Raw genomic sequence first — 20,623 nt, 5'->3', positions numbered from 1 at the left:
CCGTGCGTTGGAGGTGGGACGCCCGCCTCCGGCGCCGTCGATGTAGCAGGCAGCAACGCATCAAGCAGTACGCATCAAGCAGCAACGCAGCGCGCGGCACGCGTCCGGGTTCGGGATGCGCCCGCGCGCGACGAAGGCCGTTCCGCCGATCCGGCGGGGCGCTCACGACCCACCAGGAGAACCACCGATGCAGTCCGCCGTAAACCTGACTCCGCTGATCGGCGTGGCGCTGATCGTCGCCGGCTTTGCGTTGCGCTTCAATCCGATGCTGATCGTCACGCTCGCGGCGATCGCCACCGGCCTGGCCGCGCATTTCCCGCCGCTGTCCGTGCTGGCCGCGATCGGCACCGGCTTCCTGAAGACGCGCACCATTCCGCTGATCATCCTGCTGCCGCTCGCGGTGATCGGCCTGCTGGAGCGGCACGGGCTGCGCGAGCGCGCGCAGATCTGGATCGGCGGGATCCGCGCGGCCACCCCGGGCCGGCTGCTGCTGGCCTACCTGCTGGTGCGCGAGCTGACCGCCGCGCTCGGGCTGACCGGCCTGGGCGGCCATCCGCAGATGGTCCGCCCGCTGGTCGCGCCGATGGCCGAGGGCGCCGCCGAGACGCGCTTCGGCCAGCTCGGCGACGCGGTGCGCCAGCGGCTGCGCGCGTTCGCGGCGTCGGCCGACAACGTCGGGCTGTTCTTTGGCGAGGACGTGTTCGTGGCGTTCGGCGCGATCGTGCTGATGGTCACGTTCCTGCGCGAGGCCGGCATCACCGTCGAGCCGATGCGGGTCGCGCTGTACGGCCTGCCCACCGCACTGGCGGCGTTCCTCGTCCACGGCTTCCGGCTGTGGCGGCTCGACGGCTGGCTCGCGCGGCGGGCCGCGCCGGGCGCCGCGTCGTCGTCGACGTCTTCATCCTCGTCCGCGCCCACCACGGGCCACGCGCAGGGAGATCAGGCATGACCGTCTCGCTCAACCTGTTCTTCTGGCTGCTCGGGCTGCTGCTCGTCACGATCGGCGCGATCATCGTGGCCGACCGCGGCCATCCGAAGCGCTTCCTCGCCGGCGGCTTCTGGACCGTCTACGGCATCGTGTTCCTGGCCGGCGACCACCTGCCGCCCGCGCTGGTCGGCGCGCTGGTGGTGGTGATGGCACTGGTGGCCGGGTTCGGCGGCGTGGTGGGCGCCAAGCCCGACGTGCCGGCCGAGCCGGTGCGCCGCGCCAGCGCCGCGCGACTCGGCAACCGCCTGTTCCTGCCCGCGCTGACGATCCCGCTCGTCACCGTGCTCGGCACGCTGCTCGCGCCGCATCTGGTGTTCGGCGGCGTGGCGCTGCTCGATCCGAAGAACGTCACGCTGGTGGCATTCGGCATCGGCTGCGTGATCGCGTTCGGCTTCGCCTGCCGGCTCACGCATGACTCGGCGCGGCAGGGCGTGTACGAGGCGCGGCGGCTGGTGGACGCGCTGTCGTGGGCGGTGGTGCTGCCGCAGATGCTCGGCATGCTCGGCCTGGTATTCGCCGACGCCGGCGTGGGCAAGGCGGTGGCGCATCTCACCACCGCCTACGTGAACCTCGACCTGCGCTTCGTGGCGGTGGCCGTCTACTGCATCGGCATGGCGCTGTTCACCGTGATCATGGGCAACGGCTTCGCGGCGTTCCCGGTGATGACGGGCGGCATCGGCGTGCCGGTGCTGGTCGGCGTGTTCCATGCGAACCCCGCGCCGATGGTGGCGATCGGCATGTTCTCGGGCTATTGCGGCACGCTGCTCACGCCGATGGCGGCCAACTACAACATCGTGCCGGCCGCGCTGCTCGAATTGCCCGACAAATACGGCGTGATCCGCGCGCAGGCGCCCACCGCGCTCGTGATGCTGGCCGTCAATATTGTCCTGTTGTATACGCTGATGTAGCGCGCCGGCACGGCCGGCGAAAAGGCGGGGGCCGGCATCGCGGCGATGCCGGCCCGCGCGTTGCATCGGAGGAAACCCTGGCGTGAACCTGAAGTTCCTGGAAACCTTCATCTGGGTGGCGAAGCTGCGCAGCTTCAGCCTTGCCGCCGAAAAGCTGCATTCCACGCAGGCCGCCATCTCGAGCCGGATCTCGGTGCTCGAGCAGGAGCTTGGCGCCCGGCTGTTCAAGCGCGAGCCGAAGGGCGTGACGCTCACGCGCGAGGGCGAGCGCGTGCTGCGCCATGCCGAGCAGGTCAGCCGCTCGATGACGCAGCTCTACGAGTCGCTGCAGGGCGAGACCTTCGCCTACGGCACGATCCGCATCGGCGCGATGGACAGCGCGATCCACTCCTGGTTCGTCGAGTTCGTCACCGACGTGATGGAGCACTACCCGAACCTCGACATCGAGGTGACTTCCGACACGGCGCTGAACCTGAACGAGCAGCTGCGGCGCGGCATGCTCGACATGGTGATCCAGACCGACATGCTGCGCGACGAGTCGATCCGCAGCATCGGGGTGCTGGAGCTGGCCGTGGTGTGGATCGCGGCGGCCGGCTCGCCCGTCAGCGGCCGGCTACCCGGGGACACCGCCACCGCCGCGCTGCGCCGGCTCGGCGGCGAGCGGCTGATCACCTATTCGCGCCATTCGCGCCCGCACCAGGACGTGTTGCGGCTGATGCAGTCCCACGGCATCAACGAGGCACGCGTGAGCTGCGTGAACTCGCTGGCGGCGATGATCCGGCTCACCCAGGCCGGCTTCGGCGTGGCCGCGATGCCGCCCGCGCTGGTGCAGGACCTGCTGGAGCAGGGCACGCTGCGCCGCCTGGAGGGGCTGGAGGTGCCGCCGCCGCTGCCGTTCGCGATCGCGTGGCGCACCGGCTCCGAATGGACCGAGCGGCTGGTCGAGATCGCCGTCGAGACGGTGCGCCGGTATGCGGCGAGGTTGGGGGAGGAGGCGGCGCGGGTGATTGTGTAGCGGCGGGGGCGCGTGGTCGCGAGCCTGCAACGGTCAACGCGAAGTTGATGAAGGCGATGAACATCACGTCGGGCTTGTGTGAGCAGCCGCAGCAGATGTCCACCCGTGGCGCTGTCGAGCTGTCGAGCCCCGGTCGCTACGGTCACTGTCGAGGCGACTTGGGTCAACGCCTCTGCCAACTTTGGGCCGATGGTTGTTTCGCGTAACGCCGCAGCGTACCCCGGAGTCGATAGCAACCGCTCCAATAGCAGCGCTTGCAGCGTCCAGCGCCGGGAAAATGCCCGTGATAAAGAGCTCGTCGATGCTGACGTTGTTCCGATTTGACTTCGAGACGGGCAATCCCGGTCACATGCAGGCTGCAGGTAACACCGAGCAGGAGGATCAACGTGTCGCGTCCAGGGAGGCGGCTGGTTGCTTCGTTTGGGCTACCCCCCGCCCCCGGTATTCAAAATTCTTATACGCCCGATTTAATTTTCAAGTTCGACCTGCTCCGCGTGCTGCAACAAAATCCGTCATGCTCGGGGTGCGTCGCGAGCAGGCCGGATGATCCGGCGGCAAGCGGCGCGGGGCAGGGGCCGCCGGCGTGGGCGCATGCGCGTTCGCGGGGCTGGCGGGCGAGAGCCGCACGACTCGACGGAAGCATCGACGCGACGGCGCGGCCTGAACGGTTCAATCAGGAATACGAATGAAAAAAATCATCGGCGGGATGGGGATGGCGGGCCTGGTGCTCGGCTGCGGCGTGGCGCATGCGCAGTCGAGCGTGACGATGTACGGCCTGATCGACGAGGCGATCCGCTTCCAGACCTCGGCCACCGGCAATACGGTGGGCGTCAACGAAGGGGCCGTGAACGGCAACCGCTTCGGCTTCAAGGGCACGGAGGAACTGGGCGGCGGCACGCGCGCGATCTTCCAGCTGGAAGCGGGCTTCAACATCGCCAACGGCAAGTCGGACCAGCAACAGCAGCTGTTCGGCCGCTTCGCCTGGGTCGGCCTGCAGGACGACCGGCTCGGCACCGTGAAGCTCGGCCGCCAGTACGGCGGGCTCTACGATTTCTACGCGTTCAACTTCGATCCGATCGGCGGCGGCAACATCAACGCCACCGACTGGTCGCTGTTCCTGGTCGGCATCCGCTTCGACAACACGCTGCAGTACGAGAACAGCCTCGGCCCGCTCACGCTGCGCGTGCAGCATGCGTTCGGCGGCCAGCCGGGCAGCGCCGTGTCGGGCAGCACCACCACCGCGTCGCTGTTCTACCGCTTCGGCGGCGGCAAGCTCGGCGTTGCCGGCTCCGAATCGAAGGACGGCAGCGGCCACAAGCTGGTGGCCGGCTCGCTCGGCGGCACCTACGCATGGGGGCCGCTCGGGCTCTACCTGTACGGCATCGACGCGCGCCGCGACGCCGGCTTCAACGTGGCGGCGAACAACAGCGGCGGCGCGCTGGCCAACACCAGCCTGATCAGCAACGTCACCACCGCGTTCGGCGCCCAGACCAGCGCGCGCGACGACGTGTTCGTGCGGGTGGGCGCGACCTGGCAGCTCGCGCCGCAGTGGCGCCTGATCGGCTCGTATGCCTACGACCACGCCAACAACGTCGCGCCGGGCCGCAGCGGCACGATCCAGACCGCCTACGGGATCGTCGACTACCTGCTCAGCAAGCGCACCGACGTCTATGTCGAAGTCGACCACAGCCATCTGGCGGGCGCCTCGGTCAACGATCCGAACGGGCCGCTGACGTTCGGCGGCAAGGCCAACAACTTCGGCGCGAGCCTGAGCCTGCGCACGGTGTTCTGACCGGCCGGGCCGGGTCGCTCCCTCGACCGATCAGTTTGCGGGGTTACCGATGGACAAGATGACGCTTCGCGGCCGGCTGTGGCTGCCGCTCGCGCTCGCGTGGCTGGGCCTGCTGGCGCTGGCGGCCTGGAGCGCGTGGCAGGCGCGCGAGCTGCAGCTGGGCGAGCGCCGCGCCGACCTGCGCAACGTGGTGCTGATGGCGGCCTCGATCGCGCAGGGGCTCGAACGCGAGGCGCAAGCCGGCCGGCTCGCGCCCGACGCGGCACGCCGCAAGGCGATTGCGCGGATCGCCGACCTGCGCTACGCCGGCAACGGCTACGTGACGATCGTGGGCGCGGACTCGGTGATGGTGATGCATCCGACCTCGCCGGCCATGGACGGACGCGACATGTCGGGCTGGCACGACGCGCACGGCTTCGCGCTGTATCGCGCGATCGCCGCCGTGGGTGCCTCGCCCGCGGGCGGCGGCTTCCTCGAATACTGGTGGCCGAAGCCGGGCGAGACCGCGCCGAGCCCGAAGCTCGGCTACGTGCAGCGCTTCGGCCCGTGGGGCTGGGATCTGATCGCGGGCGCCTATCAGGACGACATCCGGGCCGCCTATCACCGCCTGCTCGGCCGCTCGCTGGCCGCGCTGCTCGCGCTCGGCGCGGTGGTCACGCTGCTCACGCTGGCGGCCTCGCGCAGCATCGTGCGCACGCTCGGCGCCGAGCCGGCGGTGCTGTCGGCCGCGATCACGCGGATCGCGGCCGGCGATCTCGGCGAGGTGGCCGGCGCGGCGCGCGCGCCCGACGGCAGCGTGCTGGCCTCGATGGCCGCGATGCGCGCGGCGCTGCTCGCGCTGATCGGCAGCGTGCGCGCCTCGGCCGAGGGCATCGCCAGCGGCGCGGGGCAGATCGCGGCCGGCAACGCCGACCTGTCGGCGCGCACCGAGCGGCAGGCCGCCTCGCTGCAGCAGACGGCGGCCAGCATGGAGCAGGTCAGCGCCGCGGTGCGCGACAACGCCGGGCACGCGAGCGAGGCCAACGCGCTGTCGCTCGACGCCTCGGGCATCGCCCGGCGCGGCAACGACACGGTGGGACAGGTGGTGCGCACGATCGGCGAGATCAGCGAGAGTTCGCGCCGCATCGCCGACATCACCGGCATCATCGAGGGCATCGCGTTCCAGACCAATATCCTCGCGCTGAACGCGGCCGTGGAGGCGGCGCGCGCCGGCGAGCAGGGGCGCGGCTTCGCGGTGGTGGCGGGTGAGGTTCGGGCGCTCGCGCAGCGCAGCGCGCAGGCGGCCAAGGAGATCAACGCGCTGATCGCCGAATCGACGCGGCGCGTCGGCGACGGCGCGCGGCTGGCCGATGCGGCCGGGCAGGCGATGGACGAGGTCACGCGGGCGATCGCGCGCGTGAGCGGCATCGTCGGCGAAATCGCCGCGTCGTCTGCCGAGCAGAGCCGCGGCATCGGGCAGATCGGCCTCGCGCTCGCGCAGATGGACGACGTCACGCAGCACAACGCGGCACTGGTCGAGCAGGCGGCGGCCGCGTCGAAGGCGCTCGACGAGCAGGGGCGGCACCTGACGCGGGCGGTGTCGGCGTTTCGTGTCGTGGGGTGAAGCCGGTCGAGGCGGCGGCGCGTGCGGGCGGTTGGCGTGTCCGCACGTGTCATGACGATGCATTGGTTGCCGATGCACCTATCCGGGGCAGTGCGTCGGCCTACGGCGTACCCGCGCCGCCCATGCTGCCGGCGAGCCCGGCGGCGGCGCGCCGTCCGGTTCGCTGGCGTCATCGCCGGTTCCTCGTTCGCCGCGTCGTGCCGACGGCGCAAGCACCATTCTGCTCACGCCACGGCCACGCCGCGATGACACGCGGATTACCGGATCGTCATCCGCCGCCTTACGACTGCTGCGCCATCGCGCGCTCGAAATCGGGCGTGCGGTACAGCTGCTCCTCGATCTCGCCGAGCCGCGAGGCGTGAACCTTCTCACCGAGGCCGTAGAACTGCTGGAAGCTCATGATCAGCGGGCGCCACTTGTCCGGATCGATGCGGTTCGGGTGGCCGTCCATCAGCAGCGAGTCGTCCACGTGGACACGCGTGATGCGCGCCTCCAGCACGGCGATGTAGCCGGCCAGCGGGCCGTGCGCGTCGTAGCCGTGTTCGTGCTCGAGCACGGCCTCCAGCTGGATCGGGCATTCGGCGGCGCGCGGCGCCTGCACGGTCTCGGCGGCGACGGGCGTGAGGCCCGCCAGCCCGAACTTGTCCTTCACGAAGCGGTAGCCGCGCGCGAGCTTGTCGTCGGGCACCGGCTCGGTGCCGGTGACGCGCGCGAGCCGGTCCACGGCCGCGACCTGCGCCGAAGATGGCAGATTGATGACAAGCTGCCCGGTACGACGCAGATTCCCGGTGGTCTTCGAGATGCCCTGCAGACCGAGGTAGCAGCGCCAGCCGAGCCAGAACACCGACGACATCGGCGCGAGATTGGCGGAGCCGTCCTCGTTGACGGTGGACAGCAGCGCGACGGGCGTGCCGAAGTAGAGGATCGACGGATGGGCGGTGACATGCATGGTTGACTCCCGGTGGGTGGTGGATGTCGACCAGCATGCCGGGCGCGGCGCCGGCGGGCGCTCCGGTTCTTGCCGTCGCATTCGGCGCGCGGTGTTGTGCAACGCGGTGAGTGAGGGCGCCCCGGCGGTCAGTCGCGTTTCGCGCTCGCGGCACGATCGTTCGCATTGCTGTGACGAAAACCGGCAAAAACTGCCGCATGCGCGCCTCCGTGACGACCCGGATTCAAGCTTCCCGGCGTCACTGCCGATATCCCTTTCATCAGGTACCCGAATGACCCGCTCCGCCGTCGAGGCCGGGGTGCGGCGCGGAGGCCTGGCCATCGCGTGCGGACCAGGGGGCGGCGCGAATCGGGCCGCCCGGCCGCCGGGCAGCCAAGTTTCTTTCGAGAATGCATATGATGAAAACGATGGAACGAAGCGTTGACGAACGAACCACGCTGACCAGCAACAACCGTCTGGAACTCCTTCTGTTTCGTCTGGGACAGCCCCGGCCGGGTACCGCGCGCGCGCTGTACGGCATCAACGTGTTCAAGATTCGCGAAATCGTTTCCATGCCCGAAGTCACGCCGATCGCGGGCTCGCCGGCGCATTTCGTGGGCGCGGTGGACATTCGCGGCCAGATCATTCCGGTGATCGACCTGGCCTCGCTGATCGGCTCGACCTCCGACAAGGTGCCGGCGATCCTGCTGATCACCGAGTTCTCGCGCGGCACGCAGGCATTCGCCGTCGAGGAAGTCGAGGACATCATCCGGCTCGAATGGAAGGAAGTGCTGAGCGCGGAAACCAGCGGCACGGCCGGCTACGTCACCGGGATCGCGCGGATCGACGCCGGCAACGGCAAGACCCAGCTGGCTCAACTGCTCGACGTCGAGCAGGTGATGCGCGACGTGTTCCCCGAGCAGCACGAGGACGTCAAGCGCGAGGACGTGGGCGACGCGGTGCGCACGGCCGGCGGCTGCATCCTGGCGGCCGACGATTCCGGCTTCGCGCGCGCGCTGATCGATCAGGCGCTCACGGCGCTGGAGGCGCCGCACGTGATCGCCTCGAACGGCGAAATGGCCTGGAACATGCTGCTGAAGTTCGCCGACGAAGCCACGCAGGAAAACGTACCGGTGCGCGACAAGGTCTCGCTCGTCATCACCGACCTGGAAATGCCCGAGATGGACGGCTTCATGCTGACGCGCAAGATCAAGGCCGACGAACGCCTGCGCCACATTCCCGTCATCATCCACTCGTCGCTGACCGGTAACGCCAACGAGGCGCACGCGCGCAATGCCGGCGCCAACGGCTACATCACGAAGTTCGCGCCGGCCGAACTGTCGGCGGCGATCCGCAAGGCGCTGGCCGCCTGACGGCGGCCTGATCCGCGGGGCGCCTTCGTGGCCCGACGGGCCGCCGCGCTCAGCGCACGGCGGCGGGCTGTCGTGCCTCCAGCGCGTCGCGCTTCGGCGTGGTGCCGAACATGCGCTTGTATTCGCGGCTGAACTGCGAGGTGCTTTCGTAGCCGACCTGCAGCGCGGCGTCGGTCACGTTGAGCGCCTCGGCCGTCATCAGGTTGCGCGCCTCGAGCAGGCGCAGCTGCTTCTGGTATTGCAGCGGCGTCATCGAGGTCAGCGCCTTGAAGTGCTGATGGAACGACGACGCGCTCATGCCGGCCACCGAGGCCAGCTGTTCGATGCGCACCGGGCTCGAGAAGTGCGTGCGCAGTTCGGCGATCGCGTCGGCGATGCGCTGCGTGTGGCCGTGCGGCAGCGCGAAACGGCTGACCGATTCGGCGTTGCGGCCGGTGAGCAGCCGGAAGCAGATCTCGGTCATGATGCCGGGATAGAGCAGCTGCGCCGCGTGCGGCACCGGCAGCGCCTCGATCAGGCGCGTGAGGCAGCCGATCAGCGCGTCGTCCATCTCGTCCACGAACAGCCCGAGCGACGCCTCGCCGCCGCGCGGCACCGGCAGCCGCAGCGTGTCGATCACGTGGCGCATGATGCGCAGGTCGAATTCGAGGATGAAGCCGAGATAGGGCGCGCTGCGGCTCGCGCGCGTGACGCCGCCCAGCAGCGGCAGCTCCAGGCTCACCACCAGCGCGCGTTGCTCGGCATACCGAAACGTCTGCTCGCCGAGCGTGACCTGCTTCTCGCCCTGCACCACCACGCACAGCGCCGGACGGTAGATCATCCGGCTCGGCAGCGCCTTGCCCGACGCCTTCACGAGCACCAGGCCGTCGAGCGGCGTGAAGTGGAGCCCGTCGTGTCCGCCGCCGGCTTCGATGACGCGCGCGCAGGCGGTTTTCAACGCAGACAGCATCGGCGTTCTCCTCTGAATGACGCGGTTTTTGCGGAGCATACCCGCTTTCGCGCGCGTTTTCACGGCCGCGCGGCGCGTTCCGCAAATTTGAAGGATCAGGCAAAAAATTCGGCAGTTCGGGCAAGCGGGCCATGAGGGCGCTGCGGATAATCGGTCGGGTCCATCCAACCCGGAGCCTGTCATGTCCACCCAGCCTTCCACGCCCCGCATCGCGCTCGTCACCGGCGGCAGCCGCGGCCTCGGCCGCAATACCGCGCTCGCGCTCGCCGCGGCCGGCACCGATCTCGTCATCACCTATCGCACGAACCGCGAGCAGGCCGACAGCGCCGTGCGCGAGATCGAGGCGCTCGGCCGCCGCGCCGTGGCGATCGCGCTCGACACCGGCGCGATCGGCTCGTTCGAGGCGTTCGGGCGGCAGCTCGGCGACGCATTGCGGCGCGTCTGGTCGCGCGAGCGCTTCGACTACCTCGTCAACAACGCCGGCGGCTACCATCCCGCGCCGATCGGCCAGATCACCGAGGCCGATTTCGACGCGCTCTGCAACGTTCACTTCAAGGGCGTGCTGTTCCTCACGCAGGCGCTGCTGCCGCTGCTGGCCGACGGCGGGCGCATCGTCAACATCTCGTCGGGCCTCGCGCGCTTCAGCCTGCCAGGCAGCGCCGCCTACGCGTCGATGAAGGGCGCCATCGAGGTGCTCACGCGCTATCTGGCGAAGGAACTCGCGCCGCGCGGGATCACCGCCAACACGGTGGCGCCCGGCGCGATCGAAACCGATTTCGGCGGCGGCCACGTGCGCGACAACGCGGAGGTGAATCGCGCCGTGGCGGCGGCCACCGCGCTAGGCCGCGTCGGCGTGCCCGACGACATCGGGCCGATGATCGCCGCGCTGCTGGGCGACGCGAACCGCTGGATCACGGCGCAGCGCATCGAGGTGTCGGGCGGCATGTATCTGTGAGCCGGATGCGCGACCTTCCCGACGGAACCCTCTCATGAAGCTTTCCGGCAACACCATCCTGATCACGGGCGGCACCTCGGGCATCGGCCTCGCGCTGGCCGAGCGCCTGCACGCGCTCGACAATCGCGTGATCGTGGCGGGGCGCGACGAGGCCGCGCTCGCGGCGCTGCGCGAGCGGCTGCCTGGGCTCGCGGCACTGCGCGCCGACGTCGGCGACCCCGAGCAAGTGCGGCGGCTGCACGAGCAGGTGCTGCAGGCGTTCCCGGCCACCAACCAGTTGATCAACTGCGCCGGCATCATGCGCAAGATCGACCTGCAGCGGCCCGGCTTCGACCTGACCGACGTGACGCGCGAGGTGCAGACCAACCTGAACGGCACGATCTGGATGTCGCTGCAGTTCATCGCGCACCTGACGCGGCAGCCGAACGCGGCGATCGTCAACGTCTCGTCGGGGCTCGCGTTCGTGCCGATGCCGATCTCGCCCGTCTACAGCGCGAGCAAGGCGGCGGTCCATGCGTTCACGCTGTCGTTGCGCGCGCAACTGGCGAACACGGCGATCAAGGTGTTCGAACTGGCGCCGCCGGGCACCGACACGCCGCTGTTCCATGGCGACTTCTCGGCCGAGGAAACCGCCGGCGTCACGCCGATGCCGGTGGCGACGCTGGCCGAGCGCGCGCTCGCGGGGCTGCGCCGCGACGTGCTGGAGATCCGGCCCGGCCTCGCGAACGTGCTGAAGCTCGGCAGCCGGCTCGCGCCGCGCCTGCTGCTGAAGCAGACGAGCCGCTCGGTCGCGCTGATGCATCGCGACCACGCGGCGCGATACGAGTGAGGGAAGCGGCGGCGCGCGGGCCGTGAGGCGCCGGCGCCGCCAGCGGCGTGATGCCCCGTGACCGGTCATGACGCGTCACGGGGCAGCCTTCCAACCACGCGCGCGGCGCGCGTCAATCGTGGATGGCGGCTTCCTCGGCAGGCACGATGGCCGCCGCGTCGATGACGGCCGCCACCTCGCGAGGCCCGAGCGCCTGCGCCACCAGCCGCTGCTGCTCGGCCTGATGCGCGCGCACGGAAGAATGCGCGCCCGCGGCCGTCAGCGTCCGGCACACCGCGCTCAGGCGGCAGCCCGCCGGCAGCACCGCTTCGAGTTCGTCGCGCACGAACCGCCACGCGCCCTGGTTCACGTCCTCCTCCTGCGCCCAGACGACCGTCTCCAGGTTGCCGAACGCCGCGAGCGCGCAGGCCAGCTCGAGTTGCGGGAACGGATAGAGCTGCTCGACGCGCACCAGCGCGACGCTCGCATCGCCGGCCGCGTCACGGGCTTCCTGCAGCGCGTAATGGAACTTGCCGCTCGACAGCACGACCTTCCTCACGCGCGCCGGATCGATCACCGACGCATCCTGGATCACCGTGGCGAACGAGCCGTCGAGCAGGTCGGCCACGCTCGAGTGCGAGCGCGCGTTGCCGTACAGCTGCGATTTCGGTGACATCACGACGAGCGGCTTCGGCTGCCGCGCCGCCGCCTGCCCGCGCAGCAGGTGGAACCACTGCGCCGAGGTGGACGGACATACCACGCGCAGGTTCTCGTCCGCGCACAGTTGCAGGAAGCGGCCGAGATAGCCGTTCGAATGCTCCGGACCCACGCCCTCGTGCCCGTGCGGCAGCAGCACCGTCAGCCGCGATCGGTAGCCCCACTTCTGCTCGCCGGCCGCGATGTACTGATCGACGAACACCTGCGCGCCGTTCACGAAGTCGCCGAACTGCGCCTCCCAGATCGTCAGCGCGTCGCGCGTCGCGACGCTGTAGCCGTATTCGAAGCCGAGCACGGCCTCCTCGGTCAGCGGCGAATTGACGATGTCGAACCGGCCCTGATGCGCGGCGATCGCGGTGAGCGGCGTGTGCAGCTCGCCGGCGTCGGCGCCGCCGTCCTGCAGATGCCACACAGCCTGCCGATGCATGAAGGTGCCGCGCCCGACGTCCATGCCCGAGAGCCGGACCCCGAAGCCGTCGTCGAGCAGCGACGCGTAGGCCAGGTTCTCGGCGAAGCTCCAGTCCACCCGGTTCGTCTCGCCGGCGGCCGTCTCGCGCCAGCGCCCGATCAGCCGCGCGATGAACTCGTGGATGCGCGCGCCGGGCGGCACGCGCGTGAGCGCGTCGGTCAACGCGCGCAGCCGCTCGGGTGTCAGCGCGTGCAGCGGTCGCGTGGCGGCGGCGTCGAAATCGGCCAAAGGCGGGGCCTTGTCCTCGCCTTCTTGCAGCAGCGCACGCTTGGCCGCCTCGCGCAGCGCATCGAGCGGCGCCACGCCGTCGAGCGAGGCGTGATACAGCTCGACCACGCCCGGATGCGCGTCGATCGCGGCCTGCAGCGTCGGCTGCGTGAGCGCGGGGATGTCGTGCTCGGAATGGCCGAGGCGGCGATAGCCGATCAGGTCGATCACGATGTCGGCGTGGAAGGTCATCCGGTAGTCGAACGCGATCGCCACGGCGCGCAGCACCTCGTCCGGCCGGTCGGCGTTGACGCGCACCACCGGCGCGTCGACGCTGCGCGCCACGTCGGTGCAATAGGCGTGCGCCTCGGCGTCCATGCGGTTCGGCGTGGTGAAGCCGATCTGGTTGTTGACGATCACGTGCAAGGTGCCGGCCGGCGAATAACCGGCGTTGCGCGCCAGATTCAGCGTCTCGGTCACGACGCCCTGGCCGGCGAACGCGGCGTCGCCATGCACCACCACCGGCAGGCAGGCGGCCTCGCCGTGCGTGTCCTGATGGGCGCGCGCCATGCCGACCACCACCGGGTAGACGCTTTGCAGATGCGACGGGTTGTGCGCCAACTGCACCGTGATCTCGCCGTGCGGCGTGGCCCGTCGGGCGACGCCGCCGAGGTGGTAGGGCAGGTCGGCCTGCGTCGCGGCGAGCGCCGAGTCGGGATCGAGCCGGGCCAGGATCTCCGTCGCGCTCACGCCCATCACGTTGACGAGCGCGTTGAGCCTGCCGCGATGCGGCATGCCGAGGAACAGCCGGCTGACGCCGTGGCGGCCGGCGGTGTCGATCACGGCGTCGAGCAGCGGAATCAGGCTCTCGCAGCCTTCGAGCGAGAAGCGCTTCGCGCCGGGGAAGCGCCCGGCCACGGTGCGCTCCCAGGTTTCGGCCGCGAGCAGCCGGGCCAGCACGGCGTGCCGCCGCTCGGGCGCCGGCGCGCGGTTCGACGCGGCGGACTCGAGCCGGCCGAACAGCCAGCGTCGTCGCGTTTCATCGCGCACGCCGCTGCAATCGAGCGCGAGGGCGCCGCAATACCGATGCTTGAGTTGCCGCTCCAGCTCGCCGACGGTGCATGCCGTCTCGAAGCCGACCAGCGGCGTGTCGAGCGGCTCGTCGGGCGTGAGCCCGTGAAAGCCTGGATCGAGTTCGGGGACCCGGGGAGGGAGGGCGAGCCGGAGCGGATCGATGTCGGCCACGCGATAGCCGGCGTGGCGGTGCGCATCGACGAGGCGGCCGATCAGCAAGGGCTTCGCGCTTTGCGAAGCGTCTCGCACCTCGGTGTGGACAAAACCGGCGGGTGTGGCGTATTCGGGATATCGGCTGAACATGACGAGTGCCTGTATGGACAGAATCGGTTAATCGAATCTCGCCATCCGGACTCCGGCACGCGCCTTCCCTGACAATTCCCGAACCGATCCGACAGGAATGGGCGTACCAACGGATGGCGATCCGGCCGGAGCGCCTGCCCTGCTTTGCCACGACGCTCCGTCATACGTCATCGGCCCGTGCGCGGGCCGTGTCTCCGTCTCTGATGCCGGTCACCTCTGATTGATCGATCGGCTCTCAGGTCGGAGAGAGCAGGGGCATGGGGGCTGCCTGTCGTGAAGGGCGGCCCATCGCGGCGCCGGGACGGCGCGCGTCGCCATCATCGAGCCGGAACGCGGCCACGGTGCCGGTCAGCGCGTCGGCCTGGTTGCGCAGCGCCTGCGCGGCGGCCGCGCTCTCCTCGACCAGCGCCGCGTTCTCCTGCGTGACCTGGTCCATCTGCGTGATCGCGTGGTTGATCTGCTCGATGCCGTCGCTCTGCTCCTGGCTCGACGCGCTCATCTCGTTGACGATCGACGACACCGCCGTGATGCTCTTGACCACCTGCCGGATCGTCTCGCCGGCCTGCTCGACGATGCCGGTGCCCACGCCGACGTGGCTCACCGAATCGTCGATCAGCGTCTTGATCTCCTTGGCCGCCACCGCGCTGCGCTGCGCGAGGCTGCGCACCTCGCCCGCCACCACCGCGAAGCCGCGGCCGTTCTCGCCGGCGCGCGCCGCCTCCACGGCCGCGTTCAGCGCCAGGATGTTGGTCTGGAACGCGATGCCCTCGATCACGCTGATGATCTCCACCACCTTGCGCGACGACGCGTCGATCGCGTTCATGGTCTGCACCACGCGGTCCACCGCCTCGCCGCCCTTCACGGCTACCGCCGACGCCTCGCCGGCGATCTGGTTGGCCTGCTGCGCGTTGCTGGCGTTGTGCTTGACGGTGGAGGTGAGCTGCTCCATCGCGGCGGCGGTTTCCTCCAGCGCGCTGGCCTGCTGCTCGGTGCGCGTGGACAGATCCATGTTGCCGCTCGCCACTTCCTGCGAGGCCAGCGTGATGGCATGGGTGCCGCCGCGAACGTTGCCGACGATGGTGTTGAGGCTCTCGGTCATCCTGCCAAGCGCGGCCAGCAGGCGCGAGACCTCGTCGCGGCCGGTCACGTCGAGCCGGTGCGTGAGGTCGCCGCTCGCCACCGCCTCGGCCAGCGCCACCGCGCCGTTGATCGGCCGCGTGATGCTGCGCGTGATGAACCAGGCGGTCAGCACCGACACCAGCAGCGCGCAGAGCGCGATCACGCCCATCTGCAGCTTCGCCCAATGGCCGTCGGCCGTGGCCTTGGCGACGTCGTTGTTCATCTCGCCGGCCTGGAAGTCCACCATCTTGTCGACCAGCGTGTAGTAATCGTCCTGCAGGCGCGCCATGTCGCCCTGGTAGAGATCGCGGGCGCCGTCGTGATCGTTGGCGGCCACCCGCTCGAAGAATTTCTTGACGCTCTGGCCATAGGCGCTGCGTGCCTCGAACTGGCTCTTGAACAGCGCGCGGCTGGGTTCGTCGGTCAGCTGCTTTTCGAATTTCGCGTAGGTGTCGGCGTTCAGCTTGCGGATGACGGCATAGTCATCCATGTATTTTTTCGCCTGATCCGCATCGGTGGCCAGCAGCAGGTTGCTGAGAATGGCATTGGCCTTGTAGCCGTTGTTCTTGATCTGGGTGCTCGTGGCGATCAGCGAATAACGCTGGCCGACGATGCCGTTCATCCGGTCCACGCTCGATTCGATATGGCCGATGCCGAGCAGTGTCGTGCCGATCAACAGCACGACGACGATTCCGAATGCCGCGCTTAAACGAACCCCGATTTTCAGGTCGGAAATTTTCATGGTGCATTTCCTTGTCAAGGATGCTTTTTTACTAGTGCATTCCTTTCTCCACGGACCGAACCCGTGACTATCGCGACCTGTCTTTATCAGTCGTCGATGGCGAATTCGGCTCGTTGCGCGATCACAGGTGTCCTGGCACGGACACAGGATCGAGCGGCTGAAGAAACTACAGGCCCCGAGCACTATCTCTTAAGCGTGTTTACGGCACGGAAACAAAACCTTTAAATTTTTTTTGGACAAGGCCAATGACGCGGTGCATCGATTTTGGTCGCAATGCGGCGCAATGACGGCGGCGGCCTCTGCACATGCCGTTTCGGCGGATCGTTCGCTTTTATCGCGTAATAAGAATTCGATCGCGATGCGATTTATCCATGAATACGGGAGGGCTATTTTTATGTGGCGAATTGCCGCATCCATTCAAAAAACGTCTATGCGGCGGGATTGCGTTGTCGTTGGAACGAACGTTTGAATGAAATCCGTCGAGTCTCCAGGTGGGAAAGGATGTCGATCGATTTCACATAGGCGGCGCGAAGCCGCCGGTACGTTCCGGGGCCGGCTTGAGGATGGAAACGCGGTGGCCTTCGGCTCACCGCGTGATGCGCCGCAGCGGGCCGCCTGAACCCTCGTCATCGCCGCGTGGCTAGCACGAGGCGATGACGGGATCCGGGCGGCGCGCGCCGCCGGTTACGGCCGGGCGGCCTGTGTCTCGCGAAGCTTCGCGACCCGGCCGGCGCTCACCGGCGCCGCGTGGTTGGTCCAGCTGCCGCGCACGAACGTCGCCAGCTGCGCGAGCTCGTCGTCGTTCAGGCGGCCGGCGAAGCCCGGCATCGGCAGCGCCGAGGGCGCCGCGGCGGTGGACGGCGTGGTCGCGCCGTGCAGGATCACCGTGATCAGGCCCGACGGGTCGGCGGCGTTCACGAGCGTGGCGCCGTCCAGGCGCGGGAACACGCGCGGCGCCCCCAGGCCGGTGACGGCGTGGCACGCGCTGCAGTTATCGAGATAGAGCCGCTCGCCGAGCGTCAGGTCGCGGGCCGCCGTGAGCTTCGCGATGGTCGCGCGCGCGCGGTCGCCGTCGCTGCTGGTGGCGCTGGCCGTGGCCTCGTGCGGCGCCGGCAGGAACTGCAGGTAGGCCGCGATCGCGTCGAGGTCGGCGTCGCTCAGGTGCGAGGTGCTGTTGTCAACCACCGAGGTCATCTCGCCCGCCACGGCCGCACGGTCGTTGCGGCCGGTGCGCAGGTAGTCGACGATCTCCTGCCGGGTCCAGTGATGCAGGCCGCGCAACGACGGCACGTTCCAGTCGTTGAGCTTGCCGCCGGACAGGAACAGCGCGCTGCTGCCGTCGAGCGCGCGCTCGTTCATCGCGACGCCGCGCGGCGTGTGGCAGCTGCCGCAATGGCCGAGGCTTTCCACCAGGTACGCGCCGCGGCGGATCTGCGCGTCGGTGGTGTCCGGCGCGTGGAACGGCGCCGGATCGGCGAACGCCCAGTTCCACAGTGCCATCCCCCAGCGCTGGTTGAACGGGAAGCTCAGGTCCGTCGCCGGCGCGGCGTCATGGCTCGGCGCGACGCCGTGCATGAAGTATGTGTAGAGCGCGTGGATGTCGCTGTCCGAGATTTTCGCGTAGGACGGATACGGCATCGCCGGATACAGGTGCGAGCCGTCGGCCCGGATCCCGCGGCGCACCGCGGCCGCGAATTGCGGCTCGGTGTAGTTGCCGATCCCCGCCTGCCGGTCCGGCGTGATGTTGGTCGAGTAGATCGTGCCGATGCCGCTGACGATCGGCAGGCCGCCCGTGTAGGGCTGGCGGCCCGTGGTGCTGTGGCAGGCCATGCAGTCGCCGGCCCGCGCCAGATAGGCGCCCTGCCTGACGAGCGCCGCCTGCGCGGCGTCGGCCTGCTGCGCGTGCGCGGTCGACAGGCCGGATGCGGCCAGCGCCATGACGGCCGCGACCTTGAGCGTGTGGAGGAATTTCATGTCGATCATGCCTGCACGAGGGGGCCGGGGTTCTTGAGGTACTGTTCCTTGATCGCACGCGCGGCGAACAGCGTGATGGCACCGATCGTGGCGGTCGGGTTGGCCTGGAAGTTCTGCGGGAACGCATTGCCGCCGGGCACGAACACGTTGTGGACGTCCCAGCTCTGCAGGTAGCGGTTCAGCGCGCTGGTGGCGGGGGAATCCCCCATCACGGCGCCGCCCACGTTGTGCGTCGACACATACTTGGTGATGTCCCAGTGCGCGTCGGGCGCGAGGAAGCTCTCGGTGTAGCTGTCCGGGTTCAGCTCCTTCGTGACGTCCAGCACGATCTTGCGCAGGTATTGCTGCAGCTTCAGCTCGTTCTGTTTCCAGTCGAACGTGATGCGCAGCAGCGGCTGGCCCCACGGATCCTTGTAGGTCGGGTCGAGATCGACGTAGTGGTCGCGGTACGACATGCAGCTGGTGGTGATGCCGATCTTCATCGAGTGGCCGTACCAGTCCTGCATGCCTTCCTTCCAGCCCTTGCCCCAGGCGGGCGTGCCGTGCGGCAGCGCGGTGCCGATCGGCGCGCCGGTCGATTGCGCGCTCTGGATCTTCGCGCCGCCGAGGAAGCCGAGCGAGGGGCCGTCGACATTGCCGGGCGAGACGTCGTTGAACAGCTGGCCGGTGGCGCCGGCCGTGGCGAACGGGTTGAAGTGCTTGTCCTTGAAGAACAGCGTCGCGCCGCCATTGCTGAGGAATGCATAGTTTCTGCCCACCGTGCCCGTGCCGCTCACCGGGTCATACGGCTTGCCGATGCCCGACAGCAGCATCAGGCGCACGTTGACGAACTGGAAGCCCGCCAGCACGACGATCCGCGCGGGCTGGAACACCTCGTTGCCGTGCGCGTCGGCGTAGGTCACGCCCTTCGCGGTCTTGCCGTCGGCGTGCAGCTCGACGCGCAGCACGTTCGCGTTGACGCGGTACGAGAAGTTGTCCATGCGCTTGAGCGCGTCGAGCACGGCCGTCTGCGGCGACGCCTTCGAGAAGTTCAGGCACGGGTACTTGCTGCAGAAGCCGCAGTAGTTGCACGGCGCGATCTGGTTGCCGTAGGGATTGGTCCAGGCGCGCGAGACGTTCGCGGACGGGTTCGGGAACGGGTGATAGCCGAGCTTGCGCGCCGCGTTCGCGAACATCGTGTTGTTCAGCGTGTCCTCGAGCGGCGGCAGCGGCGGCGGGTTCGAGCGCGGCCCCTCGAACGGGTCGCCGCCCTCGACGAGCTTGCCGCGCAGGTTGCCGGGGGCGGCCGAGAGGCCGCAGACCTTGTCGAAGAAGTCGTAATACGGCTCGATCTCGTCCCAGCTGAACGGGAAGTCCTGCACCTGCATGCCGGCTTCCAGCTGCCCGCTGCGGTAGGCGCGGTCGGCGTAGGTCTTGAGCTTGAGGTCGGTGGGCGTCGGGCGCATCAGCACGCCGGTCCAGTGCAGGCCGGAGCCGCCCACGCCGGTGCCCGGCACGAACGCGCCCCACTTGCGGGTGGGCAGCGCCACGTCGCCGCTGCGATGGCGCACGGTGAGCGCGCCGTCGCGCGGCGTGACCATGATCTTGTTGCGCACGCCGTAGGCGTACTGGTCGGCCGGCTTCGGGTAGGCGAAGTCGGCGTTGCTGCGATCCTCGCCGCGTTCGAGCGCACGGACCTTGAGGCCCGCCTGCGCGAGTTCGATGCTCATGAGCGAGCCGGCCCAGCCGAGCCCGACGACGACCACGTCGACGTCGTCATTGATGATGTTTGCCACGATGTTCCTTGTCGATTCCGGATTCCGAAGGCGCGACCGCGCGCGCCGAGAGGCGGGGCTCAGGCGCGCAGGCCGCCGAGGCTCACGGGGCCGAGCGGGTATTTCACGTCATGCTGCGTGACCCATTCGAGGAAGCTCGCACGCGCGCCGGGAAAGCCGATCGCGATCCAGGCCTTCATGCCCTTGTTGCCGCCGTACATCGGGTCCGAGAGGTAGCCGTTCTTCGCATCGGACAGCATTCCGGCGAAGAACTGGCTCGCCCGCAGGGCCGGCTCGCCGGCTTCGGCGAAGTGGATTCCGTCGGCTTGCAGCGCCTGCAGCACGGTGTCCTGCGTGCCGGCGTCGAGCTGGTGGAAATCGCGCTGGTAGTGCCGGCGGCAATGCGCGTTGCTGAGCGCGATGCCGCGCTGGTAGATCTGCTGCGGCGTGTAGGGCAGCTGGTAGCCGAGTTCCTTCGGCGCCTGCGTGTCGAACGGCCCTTGCAGGTAGATCTCGTGGCCGAGGTCACCGTGCAGCTGCTGGTCGATGAACACCGGCACGTTGGTCTCGAGCGCGCCGGGGCCGCGGCCGTCGGCCGGAATCAGCCGGTCGCAGGCGGCGAGCATGAACGCCCACTCGGCGGAGGAAAAGAACGACGGCGTGTAGTCGTGCAGCTCGGGGGCGGCCAGCTGGGCGGCCTGGGCCGCGCTCAGGTCATGGACCAGGATGCCGAGCGCGGGGAGCGCCAGTAGCGAGGTGAGGAGGAATTTGCGTCTTGGTAAGCTGACGTGTGATGACATAACGTTCAAATACTCTGCGAGAGATGGCTCCTCCTCCGAGATGGATGACGTTTTTGTAATTTTCTTATAGAAATAATGGGGTAACTACGTAGTTGTCGCACAGTATCAGAAAATTAAGACATCTGATGTCGTACCACAAATATAA

The 20,623-nt window shown here is 68.8% G+C and carries 15 protein-coding genes; 8 read left to right on the top strand and 7 right to left on the bottom strand.

What is annotated here, in order from left to right:
* Positions 1 to 187: 187 nt before the first annotated feature.
* The 5 genes from BpN12_RS13645 (at position 188) to BpN12_RS13625 (ending at position 6,306) form a co-directional block, all read left to right on the top strand.
* Positions 188 to 949, top strand: a complete 762-nt coding sequence (locus BpN12_RS13645) for a DUF969 domain-containing protein (protein ID WP_246793109.1) — start codon at positions 188 to 190, stop codon at positions 947 to 949.
* Complete coding sequence (locus BpN12_RS13640; RefSeq protein ID WP_246793108.1) at positions 946 to 1,896, top strand: DUF979 domain-containing protein; 951 nt, start codon at positions 946 to 948, stop codon at positions 1,894 to 1,896. The genes BpN12_RS13645 and BpN12_RS13640 overlap by 4 nt, the downstream gene beginning before the upstream one ends.
* Positions 1,897 to 1,978: 82 nt before the next feature.
* A complete protein-coding gene (locus BpN12_RS13635; RefSeq protein WP_246793107.1) occupies positions 1,979 to 2,911 on the top strand; it encodes a LysR family transcriptional regulator in 933 nt (310 codons plus the stop codon).
* Positions 2,912 to 3,596: 685 nt separating this feature from the next.
* Positions 3,597 to 4,703 carry a porin gene (locus tag BpN12_RS13630; protein ID WP_246793106.1) on the top strand — a complete coding sequence of 369 codons (1,107 nt, stop codon included), beginning with the start codon at positions 3,597 to 3,599 and terminating at the stop codon, positions 4,701 to 4,703.
* A gap of 49 nt (positions 4,704 to 4,752) precedes the next feature.
* Positions 4,753 to 6,306 carry a methyl-accepting chemotaxis protein gene (locus BpN12_RS13625; RefSeq protein WP_246793105.1) on the top strand — a complete coding sequence of 518 codons (1,554 nt, stop codon included), beginning with the start codon at positions 4,753 to 4,755 and terminating at the stop codon, positions 6,304 to 6,306.
* A 280-nt stretch (positions 6,307 to 6,586) separates the two neighbouring features.
* Here BpN12_RS13625 and BpN12_RS13620 read toward each other — a convergent pair whose 3' ends face one another.
* Complete coding sequence (locus BpN12_RS13620; RefSeq protein WP_246793104.1) at positions 6,587 to 7,255, bottom strand: flavin reductase family protein; 669 nt, start codon at positions 7,253 to 7,255, stop codon at positions 6,587 to 6,589.
* 398 nt (positions 7,256 to 7,653) lie between these two features.
* Between BpN12_RS13620 and BpN12_RS13615 the strand changes: the two genes are divergently transcribed.
* On the top strand, positions 7,654 to 8,607 hold the full coding sequence (locus BpN12_RS13615) for a chemotaxis protein (RefSeq protein ID WP_425306314.1): 954 nt from the start codon (positions 7,654 to 7,656) through the stop codon (positions 8,605 to 8,607).
* Positions 8,608 to 8,656: 49 nt separating this feature from the next.
* On the opposite strand, the gene BpN12_RS13610 is transcribed toward BpN12_RS13615, so the two are convergent.
* On the bottom strand, positions 8,657 to 9,556 hold the full coding sequence (locus tag BpN12_RS13610) for an AraC family transcriptional regulator (RefSeq protein WP_246793102.1): 900 nt from the start codon (positions 9,554 to 9,556) through the stop codon (positions 8,657 to 8,659).
* A gap of 181 nt (positions 9,557 to 9,737) precedes the next feature.
* Here BpN12_RS13610 and BpN12_RS13605 point away from each other — a divergent pair, with 181 nt between their 5' ends.
* A complete protein-coding gene (locus BpN12_RS13605) occupies positions 9,738 to 10,511 on the top strand; it encodes an SDR family NAD(P)-dependent oxidoreductase (protein WP_246793101.1) in 774 nt (257 codons plus the stop codon).
* Positions 10,512 to 10,545: 34 nt separating this feature from the next.
* Positions 10,546 to 11,340 carry an SDR family oxidoreductase gene (locus tag BpN12_RS13600; RefSeq protein WP_246793100.1) on the top strand — a complete coding sequence of 265 codons (795 nt, stop codon included), beginning with the start codon at positions 10,546 to 10,548 and terminating at the stop codon, positions 11,338 to 11,340.
* A gap of 112 nt (positions 11,341 to 11,452) precedes the next feature.
* Here BpN12_RS13600 and BpN12_RS13595 read toward each other — a convergent pair whose 3' ends face one another.
* From BpN12_RS13595 to BpN12_RS13575, 5 genes are all read right to left on the bottom strand, one after another.
* Positions 11,453 to 14,089, bottom strand: coding sequence for a 2-oxoglutarate dehydrogenase E1 component (locus tag BpN12_RS13595; protein ID WP_246793099.1), 2,637 nt, complete (start codon positions 14,087 to 14,089; stop codon positions 11,453 to 11,455).
* Between the two features lie 235 nt (positions 14,090 to 14,324).
* Entirely contained in the window at positions 14,325 to 15,950 is a 1,626-nt protein-coding gene (locus BpN12_RS13590) for a methyl-accepting chemotaxis protein (protein WP_246793098.1), read from the bottom strand.
* Positions 15,951 to 16,634: 684 nt separating this feature from the next.
* Positions 16,635 to 17,924, bottom strand: coding sequence for a c-type cytochrome (locus tag BpN12_RS13585; protein ID WP_246793097.1), 1,290 nt, complete (start codon positions 17,922 to 17,924; stop codon positions 16,635 to 16,637).
* Between the two features lie 5 nt (positions 17,925 to 17,929).
* The gene (locus BpN12_RS13580) at positions 17,930 to 19,699 is read right to left on the bottom strand and encodes a GMC family oxidoreductase (RefSeq protein WP_246793096.1); all 1,770 of its coding nucleotides are present in this window, start codon (positions 19,697 to 19,699) and stop codon (positions 17,930 to 17,932) included.
* A gap of 59 nt (positions 19,700 to 19,758) precedes the next feature.
* Positions 19,759 to 20,478 (bottom strand): gluconate 2-dehydrogenase subunit 3 family protein, encoded by a 720-nt coding sequence (locus BpN12_RS13575; protein WP_246793095.1) that lies wholly within the window; start codon positions 20,476 to 20,478, stop codon positions 19,759 to 19,761.
* Between the last annotated feature and the right edge of the window lie 145 nt (positions 20,479 to 20,623).

It is taken from the genome of Burkholderia perseverans (genome assembly GCF_022870505.1).
Taxonomy (GTDB): Bacteria; Pseudomonadota; Gammaproteobacteria; order Burkholderiales; family Burkholderiaceae; genus Burkholderia; species Burkholderia plantarii.
This window is presented reverse-complemented; position numbering and strand designations above follow the sequence as displayed.

Excerpts from the sequence above, each read along its gene's own strand:
- BpN12_RS13645 (WP_246793109.1), top strand. The coding sequence starts at position 188 with ATGCAGTCCGCCGTAAACCTGACTCCGCTGATCGGCGTGGCGCTGATC.
- BpN12_RS13640 (WP_246793108.1), top strand. The coding sequence starts at position 946 with ATGACCGTCTCGCTCAACCTGTTCTTCTGGCTGCTCGGGCTGCTGCTC.
- BpN12_RS13630 (WP_246793106.1), top strand. The coding sequence starts at position 3,597 with ATGAAAAAAATCATCGGCGGGATGGGGATGGCGGGCCTGGTGCTCGGC.
- BpN12_RS13625 (WP_246793105.1), top strand. The coding sequence starts at position 4,753 with ATGGACAAGATGACGCTTCGCGGCCGGCTGTGGCTGCCGCTCGCGCTC.
- BpN12_RS13620 (WP_246793104.1), bottom strand. The coding sequence starts at position 7,255 with ATGCATGTCACCGCCCATCCGTCGATCCTCTACTTCGGCACGCCCGTC.
- BpN12_RS13615 (WP_425306314.1), top strand. The coding sequence starts at position 7,654 with ATGAAAACGATGGAACGAAGCGTTGACGAACGAACCACGCTGACCAGC.
- BpN12_RS13610 (WP_246793102.1), bottom strand. The coding sequence starts at position 9,556 with ATGCTGTCTGCGTTGAAAACCGCCTGCGCGCGCGTCATCGAAGCCGGC.
- BpN12_RS13605 (WP_246793101.1), top strand. The coding sequence starts at position 9,738 with ATGTCCACCCAGCCTTCCACGCCCCGCATCGCGCTCGTCACCGGCGGC.
- BpN12_RS13600 (WP_246793100.1), top strand. The coding sequence starts at position 10,546 with ATGAAGCTTTCCGGCAACACCATCCTGATCACGGGCGGCACCTCGGGC.
- BpN12_RS13595 (WP_246793099.1), bottom strand. The coding sequence starts at position 14,089 with ATGTTCAGCCGATATCCCGAATACGCCACACCCGCCGGTTTTGTCCAC.
- BpN12_RS13590 (WP_246793098.1), bottom strand. The coding sequence starts at position 15,950 with ATGAAAATTTCCGACCTGAAAATCGGGGTTCGTTTAAGCGCGGCATTC.
- BpN12_RS13585 (WP_246793097.1), bottom strand. The coding sequence starts at position 17,924 with ATGAAATTCCTCCACACGCTCAAGGTCGCGGCCGTCATGGCGCTGGCC.
- BpN12_RS13575 (WP_246793095.1), bottom strand. The coding sequence starts at position 20,478 with ATGTCATCACACGTCAGCTTACCAAGACGCAAATTCCTCCTCACCTCG.